The sequence below is a fragment of the Saccharothrix algeriensis genome (assembly GCF_016907655.1).
GTDB lineage: Bacteria > Actinomycetota > Actinomycetes > Mycobacteriales > Pseudonocardiaceae > Actinosynnema > Actinosynnema algeriense.
In genome coordinates, this window is the sequence record NZ_JAFBCL010000001.1 from 2,787,650 (window position 1) to 2,806,504 (window position 18,855).

At 73.7% G+C, this 18,855-nt stretch carries 16 protein-coding genes; 8 read left to right on the forward strand and 8 right to left on the reverse strand.

The genetic code is table 11. The features are described from left to right. Positions 1-121: 121 nt before the first annotated feature. Positions 122-778 (reverse strand): pyridoxamine 5'-phosphate oxidase, encoded by a 657-nt coding sequence (gene pdxH / locus JOE68_RS12545; RefSeq protein WP_204842536.1) that lies wholly within the window; start codon positions 776-778, stop codon positions 122-124. A 633-nt stretch (positions 779-1,411) separates the two neighbouring features. Between pdxH and JOE68_RS12550 the strand changes: the two genes are divergently transcribed. From JOE68_RS12550 to sepH, 4 genes are all read left to right on the forward strand, one after another. After that, positions 1,412-1,939, forward strand: coding sequence for a DUF4232 domain-containing protein (locus JOE68_RS12550; protein ID WP_204842537.1), 528 nt, complete (start codon positions 1,412-1,414; stop codon positions 1,937-1,939). Positions 1,940-2,147: 208 nt separating this feature from the next. Continuing rightward, positions 2,148-3,263 (forward strand): citrate synthase 2, encoded by a 1,116-nt coding sequence (locus JOE68_RS12555; protein ID WP_204842538.1) that lies wholly within the window; start codon positions 2,148-2,150, stop codon positions 3,261-3,263. A 506-nt stretch (positions 3,264-3,769) separates the two neighbouring features. Beyond that, a complete protein-coding gene (gene serC, locus JOE68_RS12560; RefSeq protein ID WP_204842539.1) occupies positions 3,770-4,903 on the forward strand; it encodes a phosphoserine transaminase in 1,134 nt (377 codons plus the stop codon). Positions 4,904-5,111: 208 nt separating this feature from the next. Continuing rightward, entirely contained in the window at positions 5,112-6,002 is an 891-nt protein-coding gene (gene sepH, locus JOE68_RS12565) for a septation protein SepH (RefSeq protein WP_204842540.1), read from the forward strand. Positions 6,003-6,303: 301 nt separating this feature from the next. On the opposite strand, the gene JOE68_RS12570 is transcribed toward sepH, so the two are convergent. Next, the gene (locus tag JOE68_RS12570) at positions 6,304-6,549 is read right to left on the reverse strand and encodes a hypothetical protein (protein ID WP_307819649.1); all 246 of its coding nucleotides are present in this window, start codon (positions 6,547-6,549) and stop codon (positions 6,304-6,306) included. 153 nt (positions 6,550-6,702) lie between these two features. Here JOE68_RS12570 and JOE68_RS12575 point away from each other — a divergent pair, with 153 nt between their 5' ends. Further along, the gene (locus JOE68_RS12575; protein WP_307819650.1) at positions 6,703-8,433 is read left to right on the forward strand and encodes an ABC transporter ATP-binding protein; all 1,731 of its coding nucleotides are present in this window, start codon (positions 6,703-6,705) and stop codon (positions 8,431-8,433) included. After that, complete coding sequence (locus JOE68_RS12580; RefSeq protein ID WP_204842541.1) at positions 8,430-10,289, forward strand: ABC transporter ATP-binding protein; 1,860 nt, start codon at positions 8,430-8,432, stop codon at positions 10,287-10,289. The genes JOE68_RS12575 and JOE68_RS12580 overlap by 4 nt, the downstream gene beginning before the upstream one ends. Positions 10,290-10,575: 286 nt before the next feature. On the opposite strand, the gene JOE68_RS12585 is transcribed toward JOE68_RS12580, so the two are convergent. Together JOE68_RS12585 and JOE68_RS12590 are read right to left on the reverse strand one after the other, a co-directional pair. Then, positions 10,576-11,199, reverse strand: coding sequence for a DUF2537 domain-containing protein (locus JOE68_RS12585; protein WP_204842542.1), 624 nt, complete (start codon positions 11,197-11,199; stop codon positions 10,576-10,578). A gap of 40 nt (positions 11,200-11,239) precedes the next feature. Next, entirely contained in the window at positions 11,240-12,016 is a 777-nt protein-coding gene (locus JOE68_RS12590; protein WP_307819651.1) for a TrmH family RNA methyltransferase, read from the reverse strand. A 205-nt stretch (positions 12,017-12,221) separates the two neighbouring features. Here JOE68_RS12590 and JOE68_RS12595 point away from each other — a divergent pair, with 205 nt between their 5' ends. Continuing rightward, the gene (locus tag JOE68_RS12595; RefSeq protein WP_204842544.1) at positions 12,222-13,724 is read left to right on the forward strand and encodes a glutamate-cysteine ligase family protein; all 1,503 of its coding nucleotides are present in this window, start codon (positions 12,222-12,224) and stop codon (positions 13,722-13,724) included. Between the two features lie 60 nt (positions 13,725-13,784). Here the strand turns inward: JOE68_RS12595 and JOE68_RS12600 are convergent, their stop codons facing one another. Next, on the reverse strand, positions 13,785-14,195 hold the full coding sequence (locus JOE68_RS12600) for a hypothetical protein (protein ID WP_204842545.1): 411 nt from the start codon (positions 14,193-14,195) through the stop codon (positions 13,785-13,787). Positions 14,196-14,545: 350 nt separating this feature from the next. Between JOE68_RS12600 and JOE68_RS12605 the strand changes: the two genes are divergently transcribed. Further along, positions 14,546-15,175: a superoxide dismutase gene (locus JOE68_RS12605; protein ID WP_204842546.1), complete on the forward strand. Its 630-nt coding sequence runs from the start codon at positions 14,546-14,548 to the stop codon at positions 15,173-15,175. Positions 15,176-15,412: 237 nt separating this feature from the next. Here the strand turns inward: JOE68_RS12605 and JOE68_RS12610 are convergent, their stop codons facing one another. From JOE68_RS12610 to JOE68_RS12620, 3 genes are all read right to left on the reverse strand, one after another. After that, a complete protein-coding gene (locus JOE68_RS12610) occupies positions 15,413-16,660 on the reverse strand; it encodes an MFS transporter (protein ID WP_204842547.1) in 1,248 nt (415 codons plus the stop codon). Positions 16,661-16,894: 234 nt separating this feature from the next. Continuing rightward, a complete protein-coding gene (locus JOE68_RS12615) occupies positions 16,895-17,359 on the reverse strand; it encodes a MarR family winged helix-turn-helix transcriptional regulator (RefSeq protein ID WP_204842548.1) in 465 nt (154 codons plus the stop codon). An 18-nt stretch (positions 17,360-17,377) separates the two neighbouring features. Continuing rightward, a complete protein-coding gene (locus JOE68_RS12620) occupies positions 17,378-18,832 on the reverse strand; it encodes an NCS2 family permease (protein WP_204842549.1) in 1,455 nt (484 codons plus the stop codon). Between the last annotated feature and the right edge of the window lie 23 nt (positions 18,833-18,855).

Consider the following 18,855-nt stretch of genomic DNA (forward strand, 5'->3'; position numbering starts at 1 on the left):
CGGACGGGGACCGGGGGAACCCGGTCCCCGTCGAGCGCCTCGGGTCGGAGGGACCCGGGGGCAGGAGGACCTGAGGGCAGGAGGACCCGAGGGCAGGAGGACCCGGGGCCGGGGGCTCGGGTCAGGGGGCGATGCGCTGGAGCTCCCAGCCGTCGCGGCCGAGGCGGAAGCGCAGGCGGTCGTGCATCCGGTCGCGGCGGCCCTGCCAGAACTCGACCTCCTCGGGCCGGATGCGCCAGCCGCCCCAGTGCGGCGGCACCGGGACCGCGTCGGCGTCGGCGAACTGGCGCTCGATCTTGTTCAACGCGCTCTCCAGGGTGGGCCGACCGGTCACCACCCGGGACTGCGGCGACGCCCACGCGCCGATCTGCGAGCCGCGCGGCCGGCTCGCCCAGTAGCGGGCGGTCTCCTCCGCGCCGACCTTCTCCACCGTGCCGCGCACGTGCGCCTGGCGCTGCATCGCGAACCACGGGAACGTCGCGGACGCGTACCGGGTGGCCATCAGGTCGTGGCTCTTGGCGGAGGTGTAGTTGGTGAAGAACACGAGCCCGCGCGCGTCCAGGCCCTTCGCCAGGACCGTCCGGGACGACGGCCGGCCCTCGGTGTCCGAGGTCGCCAGCACCATCGCGTTGGGCTCGGGCAGGCCCGCGCCGGTGGCCTGGTCCAGCCACAGCTGCAGCTGCTCGTGCCAGGTGGCGGCGAGATCGCCTTCCGTCAGCGAACCGTGTTCGTAAGACACGCGCATCGACGGCAACGCGATGTTCGTCGTCTCCGACATCCCGACCTCCTGAACAGGTTTTACCAGGCACGGCCCTTGTGGCACCCAACGATCCCGCGACCGTACGGGTTTCCGGGCGCGCGCGAAACCGCCTGCGCGGTGATGAGCACCACCCGACCCGTGACGGACGGTGCGACCTCCTATTCGGAATCGAGCACGTGATCGAGTCAGATGGTCACTCGATCCGGGGCGGTTTCGCCGCGTGCGGTCGGGAACGCGCTCCGCTGTCACCGCGCGGGGCGCCGAGGTGGTGCCCTGGGTCACGCCCCCTGCCAGCGCAACGGGGGACGACCGGACGTGTGAACGGGCCTGGTCCACCCCTCTCCGCACCGCATCCGCCGCACCACGCGCCCCGGAACCGGCCCCCGCCGGCAGCGCCCGCGCACAGGGCCCGCCCACGGCTCCCGTTCACAGATCCCGTTCACGGGCCGCCGCTCGCGCCGGAATGCGGGAAATGCGCCCGGCGCCGCGACACCACCGGGTTCCGTTTATTTCGGCGCGGCCCGGCGCGCGCGGTCAATTCCGGCCCCCTTGCGCGCCGGGCCGAATCTGTGGGTTCATCGGGTGCCGCCCGGTGGCAGGCGTCACACCGCGGGGCGGGAATTCGGCTCGTGAATCCCGGGGGAGATCGTGATGAGGAGATTTTTCACCGTTGCCGCGGTCGTCGCGGCAACGCTGTTCACCGGCGGGGCCGCGGTCGCGCACCCGGTCGGCGACCACGCCGCCCGGCCGCAGGCGGGCACGTGCCGGTCGGTCGACCTGGGCGTCGCGTTCGGGCGCGTCGAAGGGGCGGCGGGGACGGTGTACCGCGAAGTGCTGCTCACCAACCGGGGCATCGCCCCGTGCGCCCTGCGCGGCCACCCGGGTGTGTCCTACGTGGACCCGGGCGGGGAGCAGGTCGGCGCGGCGGCGGTGCGGAGCGGCGACCGGGGGTCGCTGCTCACCCTGCCGCACGGGGCGACGGCCGTCTCCGACGTGGGGTTCGCCCGGGTCGACAACTTCGACCCGGACCTGTGCCGCAAGACTCCCGTGTGGGGGATCAAGGTGTTCCCGCCGGATGAGACCACGCCGCTGTACCTGCCGATGAGCGACCAGCACGGCTGCGCGGGCGACGTCAGCCCGTTCGGCGACCAGCTGACCGTCACCGGCCTGCGCGGCTGAGCCCGCGCCGGGCGCCGGCCGCCACCACGGGGCCGGCGCCGCGGGGCGCGGCGGCGCGGGGCGACCTCGCCGCCGGGCGCGGGAGCCGCCCCTGCTGAATCGGTTCCTGGATCGTGACCGACGCCACGGATTCACGTCGTTGCGGCCGGGTCTGCGGGGGAGCAAGGTTTTCCCCACTTCTGACTCTCGCGGACGAGGAGCGCACAGCGTGGTGCAGCAGACCGAGCAGGACGGGTTCCGGCCGGGGTTGGAGGGCGTGGTCGCCTTCCGCACCGAGATCGCGGAGCCCGATCGCGACGGTGGCGCGCTGCGCTACCGCGGGGTGGACATCGAGGACCTGGCCGGCAAGGTCACCTTCGGCGACGTGTGGGCGCTGCTGGTGGACGGCCGCTTCGGGCAGGGCCTGCCGCCCGCCGAGCCGTTCCCCATCCCGGTGCACACCGGCGACGTGCGGGTGGACGTGCAGGCCGCGCTCGCCATGGTCGCGCCGATCTGGGACTACCAGCCGCTGCTGGACATCACCGACGAGGAGGCCCGCGCGCAGCTCGCGCGGGCGTCGGTGATGGCGCTGTCGTACGCGGCGCAGTCCGCCCGCGGCATCGGGCGGCCCGCCGTGCCGCAGCGGCGGATCGACCAGTGCCGCACCATCACCGAGCGCTTCCTCACCCGCTGGCGCGGCGAGCCCGACCCGGCGCACGTGAAGGCGCTGGACGCGTACTGGGTGTCGGCCGCCGAGCACGGGCTCAACGCCTCGACGTTCACCGCGCGCGTGATCGCGTCGACCGGCGCGGACGTCGCGGCGTCGCTGTCGGGCGCGATCGGCGCCATGTCCGGCCCGCTGCACGGCGGCGCGCCGGCGCGGGTGCTGCCGATGATCGAGGAGGTCGAGCGGACCGGCGACGCGCACGCCGTGGTGAAGGGCATCCTCGACCGGGGCGAGCGCCTGATGGGCTTCGGCCACCGCGTGTACCGGGCGGAGGACCCGCGGGCGCGGGTGCTGCGGCGCACCTGCCGCGAGCTGGGCGCGGCCCGCTACGAGGTGGCGGCGGCGCTGGAGACCGCGGCGCTGGAGACCCTCCGCGAGCGCCGGCCGGACCGGGCCATCGAGACCAACGTCGAGTTCTGGGCCGCGGTGGTCCTGGACTTCGCCCAGGTCCCGCCGCACATGATGCCCGCGATGTTCACCTGCGCCCGGACGGCCGGGTGGTCGGCGCACATCCTGGAGCAGAAGCGCACCGGCCGGCTCGTGCGGCCGTCGGCGACCTACGTGGGCCCCGGCCCGCGCGTGCCGTCGGAGGTGGAGGGCTGGGCGGAGATCGCCTGACCGGCGCTCCCCCGCACCGGCGCGCCCGGCGGACGACCGCGGTGCGCCCCGCCGCCCCGCACCGCAGACCGCACCGCCGGGCCGCACCGCCGACCGCGCCGCCGACCCGCCCCCGCAGACCGCACTGCCGGGCCGCACCGCCGGGCCGCACCGCCGGGCCACCGCCCGCGCCGCCGGACCGCGGCACCCCGCGGCTCGGTGACCCCGCGACCCCGCGACCCCGCGACCCCGCCCGGCGAGCGCGGCGGACCTCCGCACCGCCGCGCGACGGCATCCCGCACCGCCGGCGGGGCGACTTCCCGCCCCGCCTCGCCCGACCGCGGCCGGCGCGCCCGCGGCGACCCCGCCCGGCGCGCCCGGAGGGCCAGGTCACGTCCGCCCGGACCAGGGCGGACGTGAGCAGCGACACCCGGCCGTCACCGCTGCGCCACCCGGCTGCAACACTGGTGCCCCCGGCAACGGCGCCGGTCAGGCTGTCCCCCTCCCCCGTCACCGGAGGCTTCGCGATGACCCAGACCGCCGACCCGTCCACCCTGGTGCTCCCCGACGACCTGCTGCCGTCCGACGGCCGCTTCGGCTGCGGCCCGTCCAAGGTCCGCCCGGAGGCCCTCGCGGCCCTGGCGTCCGAGGGCGCCGCCCTGATGGGCACCTCCCACCGGCAGAAGCCGGTGAAGTCCCTGGTCGGCTCGGTCCGCGCCGGTCTGCGGGACCTGTTCTCGCTGCCCGAGGGCTACGAGGTCGTCCTCGGCAACGGCGGCACCACGGCGTTCTGGGACGCCGCCGCGTTCGGCCTGGTCCGCGAGCGCGCGCAGCACTTCACCTATGGCGAGTTCTCCTCGAAGTTCGCGAAGGTCACCTCGGACGCGCCGTTCCTCGGCGACTCGATCGTGGTCAAGGCCGAGCCGGGCACGGCGCCGGAGATCGCCTACGCCGAGGGCGCCGACCTGGTGGGCTGGGCGCACAACGAGACCTCGACCGGCGTCGCGGTGCCGGTGTCCCGGCCGGAGGGCTCCGACGGCGCGCTGGTCGCGATCGACGCCACGTCCGGCGCGGGCGGCCTGCCGGTGGTGGCGGAGGACTTCGACGTCTACTACTTCGCGCCCCAGAAGTGCTTCGCCTCCGACGGCGGCCTGTGGATCGCCCTGATGTCGCCGGCCGCGCTGGAGCGGGTCGCCGAGATCGGCGCGTCGGGCCGGTGGGTGCCGGAGTTCCTGTCGCTGACCACCGCGCTGGACAACTCGACCAAGGACCAGACCTACAACACGCCGTCGCTGGCCACGCTGTTCCTGCTCAACGACCAGATCGAGTGGCTGCTGGCCAACGGCGGCCTGCCCTGGGCGGTCGACCGCACGGCGGACTCGGCGTCGCGGCTGTACACGTGGGCGGAGGCGACCTCCTACACCTCGCCGTACGTGGCCGACCCGGCGCACCGGTCGCAGGTCGTCGGCACCGTCGACTTCGACGAGTCGGTGGACGCCTCCGCGGTGGCCAAGGTGCTGCGCGCCAACGGCATCGTGGACGTCGAGCCCTACCGCAAGCTCGGCCGCAACCAGCTGCGGGTCGCCATGTTCCCGGCCGTCGAGCCCACCGACGTCAGCACGCTGACCAAGGCGGTGGACTGGGTCGTCGGCAAGCTCTGAGCACCTACCACGGCGAGGCCCCCACCGCCCGCGCGGTGGGGGCCTCGCCGTCGTGGAGGTGAACCTTCCCGTAACGGGCGTGCAGACGCCGCCGACATGGGGCAAGATCACACGAAGATATCGGTGACCACGGCGAGCCTCCCCCGTCAAGGCGGCACGCCGGATTAACGTCGGCACCTGGCGAGGTGAAGTCATACGGGAGGCCATGATGCGAGCGCTGCGGGTCATCGGGCTCGACGACGACGGCAAATCCGTCATCCTCGAAGACCCGGATCGCGGCGAGCGCTTCGTGCTCCCCGCCGACGAACGCCTGCGCGCCGCGGCGCGGGGCGACCTCACCCGGCTCGGCCAGATCGAGATCGAGGCGGAGAGCCAGATGCGCCCGCGGGAGATCCAGGCGCGCATCCGCGCCGGCGAGTCGGTGGAGCAGGTGGCCGCGGCGGCGGGCATCCCGGCCAGCCGGGTGGAGCGGTACGCCTACCCGGTGCTGCTGGAGCGGTCCCGCACGGCCGAGCTGGCCCAGCGCGCCCACCCGGTGCGCGAGGACGGCCCGGACGTGCAGACCCTCGGCGAGGTCGTCGCGCACTCCTTCGGCCTGCGCGGCCAGGAGTACGCCGACGTCGCCTGGGACTCGTGGCGCGGTGAGGACGGCCGCTGGATCGTGCAGCTCCAGTGGACGGCCGGCCGCTCGGACAACCGGGCGCACTGGGCGTTCCACCCCGGCGCGCGGGGCGGCACGGTGACCGCGCTGGACGACGGGGCCGTCGAGCTGATGGACCCGAACCCCAACCGGACGCTGCGCACCGTCCGACCGGTCACCCAGCTGGCCAGGCAGGCGCTGGCGCTGGAGAAGCAGGCGGAACCGGAGATCCTTGTCCGCGAGGAGCCGCCGGCGCCGCCGGTCGCGCCGGAGCCCGCGCCGGAGCCGGAGCCCGTCGCGGCGCCGTCCGCGCCGATCGCCGAGGAGCCCCCGGGCCCCCCGGCGCAGCAGCCCTCGCCCGCGAAGAAGGAGCCGCCCAAGCGCGGCGGCAAGAAGAACCACCCGATCGTGCCGTCGTGGGAGGACGTCCTGCTGGGCGTCCGCTCGAACCGCGGCTGATCCGCTCGTGACGTGAAGGGGCCCGCGCCGGACCGGCGCGGGCCCCTTCACGCGCGGGCCCCTTCACGCGCGGGGTTGTCGGCGCGGGGGGTTGCCGGCGCGCGGGTCGGAGCCCGTCGTGCGGCCGGGGCGGCCGGCTTTGCACGGCTCGGGGGGCGGGGCTGCGCGCGGCTGTCGGTGTCGGTGGAACTGCTCACCACGATGGGGACGAGCGCTCACTGCTCATCGCGATGGAGATGAGCGCCTACCGCCCATCGCGGCGGAGACGAGCGCCCACCGCCCACCGCGACGCGGATCGACCTCAGACCCCCTGGTCCGGGACCGGCACCTCGTCCAGCAGGCGCGGGTCCCAGCCCTCGTGGTCGCACCAGTCCTCCGCCTCCGCCCGGGTGATCGGGCGGGCGTGCTCGGCCCGGCCGCCGACCGCGTCCCAGCCGTCGGGCGCCAGCACGACGAGCCGGCCGCCGCGCACCGCCAGCAGCCGGCCGCGCGGGAACGCCATGGTCGGCTCCGCGCGCAGGTAGCGCACCTCCATCTTGACCTCCACCTGAGTCGAGCGTGCACGTTGGTCGGGGGGGGAAAACCGGATGCCCCGGGGGGAAGGGCTTCGTACGGTGGGTGCTGAATCGAGGGGGACGAACCTGTGGCAGCGGAGTCACCATCCAACACCGATGACCGCCGTGTCTCCACGGCCGCGACCGTGCGCCGGCTGTGGCCGTACTTCCGGCCCGAGCGCACACCGATGCTGCTGAGCATGGCGGCGGCGCTGCTGGCGATGCTCTGCGGCCTGGGCATCCCGCTCATCACCCAACGCATCGTGGACGGCCCGATCGCCGCCCGCGACCTGGGCGCGCTGCCGCCGCTGGTGGGCCTGGTGCTGCTGCTGGGCATCGCCGAGGCGGGCTTCTTCTGGGCGCGCCGCCGGTTCATCGCGCGGCCGGCGTCCGAGGTCGAGGCGCGGATGCGCGCGGACGTGTACGACCACCTCCAGCGCCTGCCGGTGGCCTTCCACGACCGCTGGCAGTCCGGGCAGCTGCTGTCGCGGGCCACCACCGACCTGAACACGGTGCGGCGGTTCGTCGCGTTCGTCATCACGTTCCTGGTGGTGAACACGCTGGTGGTGCTGATCGGCCTGGGCGTGCTGTTCCGGCTCTCGCCCGTGCTGGGCGCGATCGTGCTGGGCTGCACGCTGCCGCTGGTGGTGCTGTCCTACCTGTTCGAGTCGAAGTTCAAGGTGGTGGCGCGCCGGGCGCAGGACCAGGTGGGTGACCTGACCACGGTGGTCGAGGAGTCGGTGCTGGGCATCCGGGTGCTCAAGGCGTTCGGCCGGGGCCCGCACCTGACCAGGCGCTTCCTCCGGCAGGCCCGCGAGCTGCGGGACACCGAGCTGGCCAAGGTCCGGGTGTTCGCGCTGCTGTGGGCGGTGCTGATCGTGCTGCCGGAGCTGGCCATCGCCGGTCAGCTCGCGTTCGGCGCGGTGGGCATCGCCGACGGCACCGTGACGGTGGGCACGCTGGTCGCGGCCGTGACGGTCAGCGCCTACCTGCGGTGGCCGATCGACTCGATCGGGTGGCTGCTGGCGGAGACGAACCAGACCGCGGCGGCGTCCGAGCGGTACTTCGAGGTGCTGGACGCGCCGGTCGCCATCACCGACCCGGAGCAGCCGCGGCGGCTGCCCGAGCGGGTCGGCGGCCACGTGCGGTTCGAGGACGTGCGCTTCACCCACCCCGGTGGCGACCGGGAGGTGCTGCGCGGCGTCGACCTGGACATCCGGCCGGGCGAGACGGTCGCGCTGGTCGGCGCCACCGGCTCGGGCAAGACGACGGTCACGGCGCTGGTGCCGCGGCTGGCCGACGTGACCTCGGGCCGGGTCACCATCGACGGCGTGGACGTGCGGGACCTGGAGCTGGGCGAGCTGCGCGCGGTCGTCGGCACGGCGTTCGAGGAGCCGATCCTGTTCTCCGCGAGCGTCACCGAGAACGTCGCCCTGGGCAGCCGGGACGTGGACGAGGAGCGGGTGCGCGAGGCGCTGCGGGTGGCGCGGGCGGAGGAGTTCGTGGACGCGCTGCCGTGGGGCCTGGACACCCGGATCGGCGAGCAGGGCCTGTCGCTGTCGGGCGGGCAGCGGCAGCGGCTGGCGCTGGCCCGCGCGGTCGTCGGGCGCCCGGCGGTGCTGGTGCTGGACGACCCGCTGTCCGCCCTGGACGTGCACACGGAGGCCGAGGTGGAGGCCGCGCTGCACCGCGTGCTCAAGGGCGTGACGGCGCTCGTGGTGGCGCACCGGCCGAGCACCGTGCAGCTGGCCGACCGGGTGGCGATGCTCGTGGACGGGCGGGTCGCGGCCGTGGGCCTGCACCGGGACCTGCTGGCGGGCAACGCGCAGTACCGCCACCTGCTGTCCACGATGGAGGACGAGGGGGTGGCGGTGTGACCGCCGACGCGCAGACCGGGGGCCTGACCGCCGATGGGCAGGCCGAGGAGGGGTGGCGCGGCGTCGCCGCCGAGGACGTCGAGGAGCTGGACCGCGCGACGGGGGTCAAGCTGCAGGCCCGGTCGCGCCGGCTGCTCGGCTCGCTGCTGCGCCCGCACACCGGGGCGGCGCTGCTGGCGCTGGCCATCGTGGTCGCGGAGAACCTGGCGAACCTGGCCGGCCCGCTGCTGATCGCGGCGGCCATCGACCGGGGCGTGCCGGCGGCGCTGGACGGCAGGCCGGACGTGCTGGTGTGGTGCGTCGGCGGGTACGTCGGCACGGCGCTGGCGGCGACGGTGCTGCGGTGGTCGTTCGTCCGGCTGACCGGGCGGATCGGCCAGGACCTGCTGCTGGACCTGCGCGAGCGGATCTTCCGGCACGTGCAGCGGCTGTCGGTCGCGTTCCACGAGAAGTACACCTCCGGCAAGGTCATCTCGCGGTTGACCAGCGACGTCGACTCGCTGCAGGACCTGCTGGAGCAGGGCCTGGACGGGTTCTTCACGTCGCTGCTGTCGCTGATCGGCATCTCGGTCGTGATGCTCGCCCTGGACCCGCCGCTGGCGCTGGTCGTGCTGTTCGGGTTCCTGCCGCTGCTGGTGCTGATCCGCTGGTTCCAGCGGCGCTCCGGCAAGGCTTACCGGGGCACCCGGGGCGCGATCGCGAAGATCATCGTGCAGTTCGTGGAGACCATGAACGGCATCCGCGCGGTGCAGGCGTTCCGCCGCGAGGGGCGCAACCGCCGGATCATGGGCGAGCTGAACGACCGGTTCCGGGACGCGAACACCGAGGCGTTCAAGGTGATGGCGGCGTTCACGTCGCTGGTGCGGGTGATCGGCAACGTGTCGCTCGCGGTGATCATCGCCTGGGGCGCGTGGCGGGTCGCGGGCGGGCAGCTGGAGCTGGGCGTGCTGGCGGCGTTCACGCTGTACGTGCGGCGCTTCTACGACCCGTTCGACGAGATCGCGATGTTCGCCAACTCCTACGCGTCGGCCACGGCGGCGCTGGAGAAGATCTCCGGCCTGCTGGAGGAGGAGCCGACCGTGGCGGAGCCGGACGACCCGGCGCCGCTGCGGGACGTGCGCGGGCAGGTGGCGTTCGACGGGGTGGAGTTCCGGTACTCGCCGACGACGCCGGTGGTGCTGCCGGAGTTCGACCTGCACGTGCCGGCCGGGCAGACGGTCGCGCTGGTGGGCGCGACGGGCGCGGGCAAGACGACGCTGGCGAAGCTGGTGGCGCGGTTCTACGACGCGTCCGACGGGGCGGTGCTGCTCGACGGCGTGGACCTGCGGTCGGTGGCGGACGCCGACCTGCGGCGCGCCGTGGTGATGGTGACCCAGGAGAACTTCCTGTTCGACGGGTCGGTGGCGGACAACATCGCGCTCGGGCGGCCGGAGGCCACCCGCGAGGAGGTGGAGGCCGCCGCCCGCGCCGTGGGCGCGCACGGGTTCATCAGCGCCCTGCCGGACGGGTACGACACGGACGTGCGCAAGCGCGGCGGGCGGCTGTCGGCCGGGCAGCGGCAGATGGTGGCGTTCGCGCGGGCGTTCCTGGCCGACCCGGCGGTGCTGGTGCTCGACGAGGCCACCTCCAGCCTGGACGTGCCCTCGGAGCGGCTGGTGCAGGGCGCCCTGGAGACCGTGCTGGCCGACCGGACCGCCCTGATCATCGCCCACCGGCTGTCGACCGTGCTGATCGCGGACCGGGTGCTGGTGCTGGACGCGGGGCGGATCGTGGAGGACGGCACGCCGGGGGAGCTGATCGGCGGGAACGGGCGGTTCGCCGCCCTGCACAGCGCCTGGCGGGACTCGTTGGCCTGAGGCGGGGGTTCTAGGGGCGGAAGTTCCAGGGGCGCTGGGGGGAAGAGTTGTTCGTTGCGGTGCGGGGTTGAGGTGAAGAGCGGCCGGGAGGCCCCCAAGGAGGAGGAAGTGCGTCGTGTCCTCCCCGTACGGCCTGCCGGAGGCAACCACGCTCGATGAGGGGGGTCAAGCGGTGAAGCGTGCTTGACCCCCCTCATCGAGCGTGGTCGGGCTGCGCCCAGGCCGTACGGGGAGGACACGAGGCACGTGGCTGCGCAAGGTGCGCCGGGGCCGAGGGCTGGGGGCGCTAGAGGAGGGTGAGGAGCAGGGAGAGCCAGGCCAGGAGGACGCCGGCGACCACGCCGTAGGCGACCCAGCGCCAGATCGGCACGTTGCGGGCCAGCCACACCGACGGGGTCAGGCCGCCGACCACCAGGACGTTGGCCAGCAGGGCCAGCCACCAGTTGGTCTCGCCGAGGCCGCGGGACAGCGTGACCACCATGAACGTCACCACGGCGGTGGTGAACGCGGTGACGGTCAGGCCGGTGCCCCAGGGGGTCGGCTCCGGCTCCGGTTCGGGCTCGGGCGGTTCGGGGGCGGGGTCGGGGTCGGTCACCGCTTCGGGCGAGGGGTCGGGGGCGGCTTCCACGACGTGCTGCTCGCCGGTGACCGGGTCGGTGTAGGCGACGGGGGCGCCCATGTCGGCGGCCACGCGGCCGGCCAGTTGGCGGCCCCGCCTGGCCACCAGGGCGCCGGCGGCGCCGTCGGCGGGCGGGTCCGTGCGCAGCACGGCTTCCGCCACCTTCGCCCACTCGTGCAGCGCTTCCGCGAGACCCGCGCCGAGCGGCAGGGTGTGCGGGTCGACTTCCCGCTCCCCCTCGTCATCGCGGCCCGCGAGCACGGCTCGGCCGTCCTGGACCCGCAGTTCCACGAAAGTCCTCCTCACCGGGTGCTGTGTCGACCGTAGTCGGTCAGGCGATCGCGTAGAAGGCGATGGCCGCGGCAGTCGCGACGTTCAGGGAGTCGACACCGCCCGCCATGGGGATGCGGACGGCCACGTCGGCGGCGGCGATCGCCTCCTCGGTGAGGCCCGGCCCCTCCGAACCGAGCAGCACGGCGACGCGCCGGCACCGCAGGCCGGCGTCGGCGAGGCCGACGGCGCTCTCCCTCGGGGTCAGGGCGGCCACGGTGAAACCGTTGTGCCGCAGCATGTCCAGGCTCCCGGTGAGGTCCGGCGCCGACGCGAACGGCACGCGCAGCACGTGGCCCATCGAGACGCGGACGCTGCGCCGGTACAGCGGGTCGCTGCAGCCGGGGCCGAGCAGGACGCCGTCGACGCCCAGCGCGGCGGCGTTGCGGAACAGCGAACCCAGGTTCTCGTGGTCGCCCACGCCTTCCAGGACGGCGAGCCTGCGCGCGCCGCGGGCGAGGTCCTCGGCGGCGGGCTGCGGCGCCCGGTCGGCCGCGGCCAGCACGCCCCGGTTGAGGTGGAAGCCCACCACCTCGGCCATCACCTCGGCGGAGGTCACGTAGGCGGGCGCCGGCAGGTCGCCCAGGGCCTCGACGCGGCGGCGCACCCCGAGCAGCGCCCGCACGGGGTAGGGCGAGGCGAGCAGCCGCTCGACCACGACGACGCCCTCGGCGATCACCAGGCCCCGGCCACCGGGGCGGTCGGGGCGGCGGTCGACCGCCGACAGGTCCCGGAAGTCGTCCAGCCGCGGGTCCGCCGGGTCGTCGATCTCGATCACCCGGGCAGTGTCCCACTTTCCGACAGGTGAACACCCCTCGTAGTCCAGAGGGCTCAACGGCAGGCTTCCCACCTGCGAATTCTCGCTCATTGTTACCGGCATGTGACAGAGAGCACCGATTTGGGCGCTGGCGGCCGGGTGCCCGCTGTGTCACGGTTGGCCTCCGCTGAGCCCGCCGGAGCAGCCCTACCGATTGGGAGGCGGCATGGGTAGCAATGTGTCCAGTCGGACGTTCACCAGGGAGGACCGCCGGCACTACCGCGAGCGGGTGCAGCGGTGCCTGGACGCGCTGGGCGCCATGTTGGCCGAGGACAGCTTCTCCTTCCCCCGCCAGCAGATGGGCCTGGAGATCGAGCTGAACCTGGTCGACGGCGACTGCCGGCCCGCCATGGCCAACGCCGAGGTGCTGGAGAAGATCGGCAACCCGTCCTTCACGCTGGAGCTCGGGCAGCACAACCTGGAGGTCAACGTCCCGCCGCGGGAACTCGCGGGCGACGAGACGCTGGACCTGGAGAAGGAGTTGCGGGAGACGCTGGCGTCGGCGGACGACAAGGCCCAGGACGCGGGCACGTCGATCGTGATGATCGGCGTGCTGCCCACGCTGCGGCACGAGCACTTCGACCGGCGCTGGCTGTCGGACAGCCCGCGCTACGGGGTGCTCAACGACCGGATCCTCGCCGCGCGCGGCGAGGAGACCGTGCTGTCGATGGAGGGCGCGCCCATGCCGGGCTGCGCCTTCTCCGAGAAGCTGTCGAGCTACGCGGAGTCCATCGTGCCGGAGGCCGCCTGCACGTCGGTGCAGCTGCACCTGCAGGTGGCGCCGGACGACTTCGCGGCCCACTGGAACGCCGCGCAGGCGCTGGCGGGCGTGCAGGTCGCGATCGCGGCCAACTCGCCGTTCCTGCTGGGCAAGGCGCTGTGGCACGAGACGCGCATCCCGCTGTTCCTCCAGGCCACGGACACGCGCACGGTGGAGCTGAAGAACCAGGGCGTGCGGCCGAGGGTGTGGTTCGGGGAGCGGTGGATCACCTCGATCTTCGACCTGTTCGAGGAGAACGTGCGGTACTTCCCGGCGCTGCTGCCGGAGACCGGCGACGAGGACCCGCTGGACGTGCTGGGCGCCGGCGGCACGCCGTCGCTGACGGAACTGCGGCTGCACAACGGAACCGTGTGGCGGTGGAACCGGCCCGTGTACGACGTGGTGGACGGGGTGCCGCACCTGCGGGTGGAGAACCGGGTGCTGCCGGCCGGCCCGACGGTGCTCGACACGATGGCGAACGCGGCGTTCTTCTACGGCGCGCAGCGGGCGCTGACCACGTTGGAGCGTCCACTGTGGACGCAGATGTCGTTCCACGCGGCCGAGGAGAACCTGTACGCCGGGTCCCGGCTGGGGATGGGCGCGCAGCTGTACTGGCCCGGCATCGGGTGGGTGCCGCCCGACGAGCTGGTGCTGCGCAGGCTGCTCCCGCTGGCGCACGAGGGCTTGCGGGACTGCGGCGTCTCGGACTCGGCCCGCGAGCGGTACCTCGGGGTGATCGAGGCCCGCTGCCTGTCGCGGCGCACGGGGTCGCAGTGGCAGCGGGACACCGTGGCGCTGCTGGAGTCCCGCGGGGTCGACCGGGAGGGCGCGCTCAGCGCCATGCTGGAGCAGTACGTGGGCCTCATGCACGCCGGGGAGCCCGTGCACACCTGGCCGGTGGGGCTGTAGCCGGCCGCCCGGGGTGGTGCGGGTCGCGGCGCCCGCACCGCGCCGCCCCGGGCGGGCCGGTCAGCGGCGGCGGTTGGCCTTGAGCGGGGCGACGTCCGCCCCGTCGTGGGAGCTGCGGCACTCCTCGGGCGTCACGGCCTCCACCGCGAGGGTCAGCATCCCCTTCACGCCGGTGTAGATCGACTCGCCCGCCGACGCGATGGACGTGTGCACCCGGTTCGAGTCGGAGAAGTCGCGGTCGTCCTTGCTGCGCTTCTTGCCCGCCTCCTCCGGCTTGGTGGCGCTGCGGAGGTTGACCTCCAGCCACGCCGCCACCTCCGTCGGGGAGGTCAGCACCTCTTCCGGGGTGCGCTCCAGGCGTTCCTGGCGCGCGGAGGCGTGGTCGAGGGAGGTGTGCTCCACGTAGGCGTGCCAGTGCGTGTTGCGCAGTGACCACGTCTGCTCGACCGGCCAGTCCTCCTCGGTGCCCATGCGGTCATCTTGCCAGGGTCCGCGCGCCGGGCGTGTGGTCAACCCCCACCGCGTCGGCGAGCCGCCGGGCCCGGACCCGTTCGGCGGCCGGCGCGGGGAGGGGGCGGGCGGCCCGGCCGCGCGGGGCGGCGCCCCCGGCGCCCGGTCCACAGTGGACTCGCCGACCCCGTTCGGGTCGATCGGGCCGACCGGGCCCGCCGCCCCGGGAGGGCCCGTATCGCGAGGTCGCGGCGGTGGGGCCGGGACATTCCCGATTCCCGCAGGTGGGCCTGTGATCAGCACCCCAGTTTCCGGCCGCGGTAGTTGCAAGTAGATTGCAGGTACTAGAGAGTTGCGACGAGGGGATTGTCATGGCCCAGTACGTGCTGCCGGATCTCGACTACGACTACGGCGCACTCGAACCGGCGATCATCGGCGAGATCAACGAGCTGCACCACAGCAAGCACCACGCCTCCTACGTCAAGGGCGCGAACGACACGATCGAGCAGATCGCCGAAGCGCGGGACAAGAACTCCTACGGCTCGATGGTGGGCCTGGAGACCACGCTCGCGTTCCACCTGGCCGGCCACGCGCTGCACCAGGTGTGGTGGAAGAACCTGTCCCCCAACGGCGGCGACAAGCCGGTGGGCGAGCTGGCGGCGGCGGTGGACGAGCACTTCGGCTCGTTCGACAAGCTGCGCGCCCAGCTCAGCGCCGCCGCGTCGTCCATCCAGGGCTCCGGGTGGGGCATCCTGGCGTGGGAGCCGGTCGGGCAGCGGCTGATCACCCAGCAGCTCAAGGACCACCACTCGAACCTGTCGATCGCGACGACGCCGCTGCTGGTGTTCGACATCTGGGAGCACGCGTACTACCTGCAGTACCGCAACCTGAAGGCGGACTACATCTCCGCCCTGTGGAACGTCGTGAACTGGGACGACGTGAACGCCCGGTTCGAGGCGGCGCGGGCCGGTCGCAACGGCCTCCAGCTCCCGGCCCAGTGACCCCCGCCTGACGCCCGGCGGCACGGACTCGGCGGTGGGTGCTCCGACAAGCCTCCCCGCTGACACGACGAGGCCCCGCTCCCCGGTCGGACGACCGGGAGGCGGGGCCTCGTCTGTTCCCGAACTGACTGCCGCTCCCACCACGAAGCGACGCGCTTAGGTTAGCCTAACTTTGCTCGCCGGGGAAGCCCCGCCGGCACGACGACCACACCGACGGGTGATCCGGTCGGGTCGGCGTCAGAGGCGGGCGCGGCGGCGCAGGCCCAGGCGGTGGCCGGGCAGGGCCAGGCCGCCCCGCCTGGCCAGGACGACCCCGCCGACCAGGGCCGCCACGATGGACACCGCACCGCCGAACACGAGCGGCGCGCGGGCGGTGAAGTGCTCGGCCAGCCAGCCCATCACCGGGCCGCCCACCGGGTTGCCGCCCAGGAAGACCAGCATGTACAGGCCCATCACCCGGCCGCGCATGGCGGGGCTCACGGCCAGCTGCACGGTCGCGTTCGCGGTGGTCGTGAAGGTCATCATCGCGATGCCCACCGGGATCAGCGCCGCGCCGGTCAGCCAGATCGAGGGCATGAGGCCGGCCGCGATCTCCAGCACGCCGAACGCCAGCGCGCCCAGGATCAGCAGGCGCAGGCGCGGCTTGCCCCTGGCGCTGCGCTTGGCCGCCAGCGTCGCGCCCGCCAGCGTGCCGACGGCCAGCAGCGTCGACAGCAGCCCGTAGGCGTCCGCGTCGCCGCCGAAGGTGTTGCGGGCGAGCACGGCCAGCGTCACGTAGAAGTTCAGGCCGAACGTGCTGATGAAGAACACCAGGCACAGCAGGATCACCAGGTCGGCGCGGCGGCGCACGTAGCGCAGGCCCTCGCGGAGCTGGCCCTTCTCGCGCGGCACCGGGTCGTCCCGGTGCAGCTCCCCCGCGTTCATCAGCAGCAGGCCCGCGATCACGCCGGCGAAGCTGACGGCGTTGACCAGGAACACCCAGCCGGTGCCCACCACGATGATCAGGCCGCCGGCCACCGCCGGGCCGACCATGCGGGCCAGGTTGAACGTCATCGAGTTCAGCGCGACGGCGTTGGTCAGCTGGTCGCGCCCGACCATCTCCACCACGAACGACTGCCGCACGGGCGTCTCCACCGCCGACACCGCGCCCAGCAGCAGGCACAGCAGGTACACGTGCCACAGCTGCGCCACGCCCGTGACGTCCAGCAGGCCCAGGGTCAGCGCGCAGAGGCCGAGGCCGGTCTCCAGGCCGAGGAGCAGCTTGCGCTTGTCCATGCGGTCGGCCAGGACGCCCGCCCACAGCGACAGGAACAGGGTCGGTGCGAACTGGAGGGCGGCGGCGACGCCCAGGGCCACCGGCGAGCCGTCGGACAGCTCCAGCACCAGCCAGTCCTGCGCGACGCGCTGCATCCACAGGCCGACCAGCGACACCACCTGGCCCGAGGCGTACAGGCGGTAGTTGCGCACGCGCAGCGAGCCGAACATCCGGTTCCCGCGCGGCGCGGGATCGGCCTCCGGTCGGTCGGCCGGCTCGGGCCCCGACGGCGTGGCGCCGGGCCGCCCCTGCTCCGATGCGGGGTCCGGCGCGGGGTCCGACGCCGCCCGGCGGCGGTCGGTCGACGGGGCGCCGGGCGGTGGCGGTGACTGCGGCGGTGCGGGTAGGGCCTTGCCGTGACCGAGCTGATCGGACTCTCCACCACCCGCGTACGCCGGCACCCGCTACTGCCCCGCCATCCTGTCGATTATCTCGGCGGCGCGCGACAGCACGCCCCGTTCCTCCGGCGTCAGCTCGGCGAGCCGCTTGTCCAGCCACGCCTCGCGCGCCGACACCTCTTCGTTGATGTAGCTCACGCCCGTCTCGCTCAGCTCCACGATGGCCTGCCGACCGTCGGTGGGGTGCGGGCGGCGGGTGGCGAACCCGTACTCCTCCAGCGCCGCGATCACCCTCGTCATCGACGGGGGCTGCACGCCCTCCTTGGCGGCCAGCTCCCCCGGCGTCAGCGGCCCGCACTTGTGCAGCGTGGACAGCGCGGACACCTGGGTGAGCGAGATCGCGGAGTTCACCCGCTGGGCGCGGAGCCGCCGGGTCAGGCGGACCACGGCCAGCCGCAGCCGCCCGGCCAGCGCCTGGTCCGCGTCGGTCTCCGCCACGTAGTTAGCATACCTCACGATCTGTGCACCCATCGTGTGAACTTCCCCATTTCAGCCGACCAGAGCGGCCCGGATGGGCTCCGCGGCGAAGTAGACGACGAACGCGGCCGACACCACCCACATCAGCGGGTGGACGCTGCGGGCCCGCCCGGTCAGCGCCCGCAGCAGCACGTAGGTGACGAAACCGGCGCCGATGCCGTTGGCGATCGAGTAGGTGAACGGCATCACGACGATGGTCAGGAACGCCGGCAGCGCCACCGAGAAGTCACCGAAGTCGATCTCCCTGACCTGGGCGATCATCAGCGCGCCGACGATCACCAGCGCGGGGGCCGCCGCCTCCACCGGCACCACCGAGTACAGCGGCGTCAGGAACATCGCCGCGAGGAACAGCAGCCCGGTCACGACGTTCGCCAGGCCCGTCCGCGCGCCCTCCGCGATGCCCGCCGCCGACTCGACGTAGACGGTGTTGGACGACGACGAGGCCGCGCCGCCCGCGATCGCGCCCACGCCGTCGACGAACAGCGCCTTGCTGACGCCCGGCAGCTGCCCGTCCGCGCCGATCAGCCCGGCCTCCTTGCCCAGGCCGGTCATCGTGCCCACGGTGTCGAAGAAGTCCGTCAGCACCAGCGTGAACACCACCAGCGCGGCGGTCAGCGCGGGCACCCGCGTCCACGCGCCGAGCGACACGTCGCCCAGCAGCGACAGGTCCGGCAGGCCGAACACCCGCTCGGGCAGCGCCGGGTAGCCCAGGTTCCAGCCCTCCGGGTGGACGCCCTTCGACGGCCCGGCCTCGACCAGCGCCTCGATCGCGATGGCCAGCGCGGTCGACGCGAGCACGCCGATCAGGATCGCGCCGCGCACCCGGCGCGCCACCAGGATGCCGGTGAGCACCAGGCCGATGACGAACACCAGCGTCGGCCACGAGGCGATCGCGCCGTTGATGCCCAGCCCGACCGGGACGGTCGTGCCCGCCGCGTCCGGGACCCGCCGCACGAAACCCGCGTCCACCAGGCCGATGAAGCAGATGAACAGGCCGATGCCGACCGCGATGGCCGCCTTCAGCTCCGGCGGCACGGCGTTGAACACCGCCGTGCGGACCCCCGTGACGACCAGGAGGAGCACCACGACGCCGTTCACCACGACCAGGCCCATCGCCTCCGGCCAGGTCATCTGGGGCACCAGGGTCACGGCCACGAAGGAGTTGATGCCCAGCCCGGTGGCCAGCGCGAACGGGTAGTTGGCCACCAGCCCGAACAGGATGGTCATCACGCCCGCCACCAGCGCCGTCACGGCGGCGACCTGGTCGACGGGCAGGATCGCGCCGAGGACGTCGGTCTTCGCCGACGGGTCGTCGGCCGCGAAGCTGCCCAGGACCAGCGGGTTCAGGACGATGATGTAGGCCATGGTCACGAACGTGACCAGGCCGCCGCGCACCTCCCGGCCGATCGTGGAGCCGCGCTCGGAGATCCGGAAGAAGCCGTCCAGGCCGCCGGCCTTCGTGGCCATGTCGTCTCCTCTACCCAGTCGGA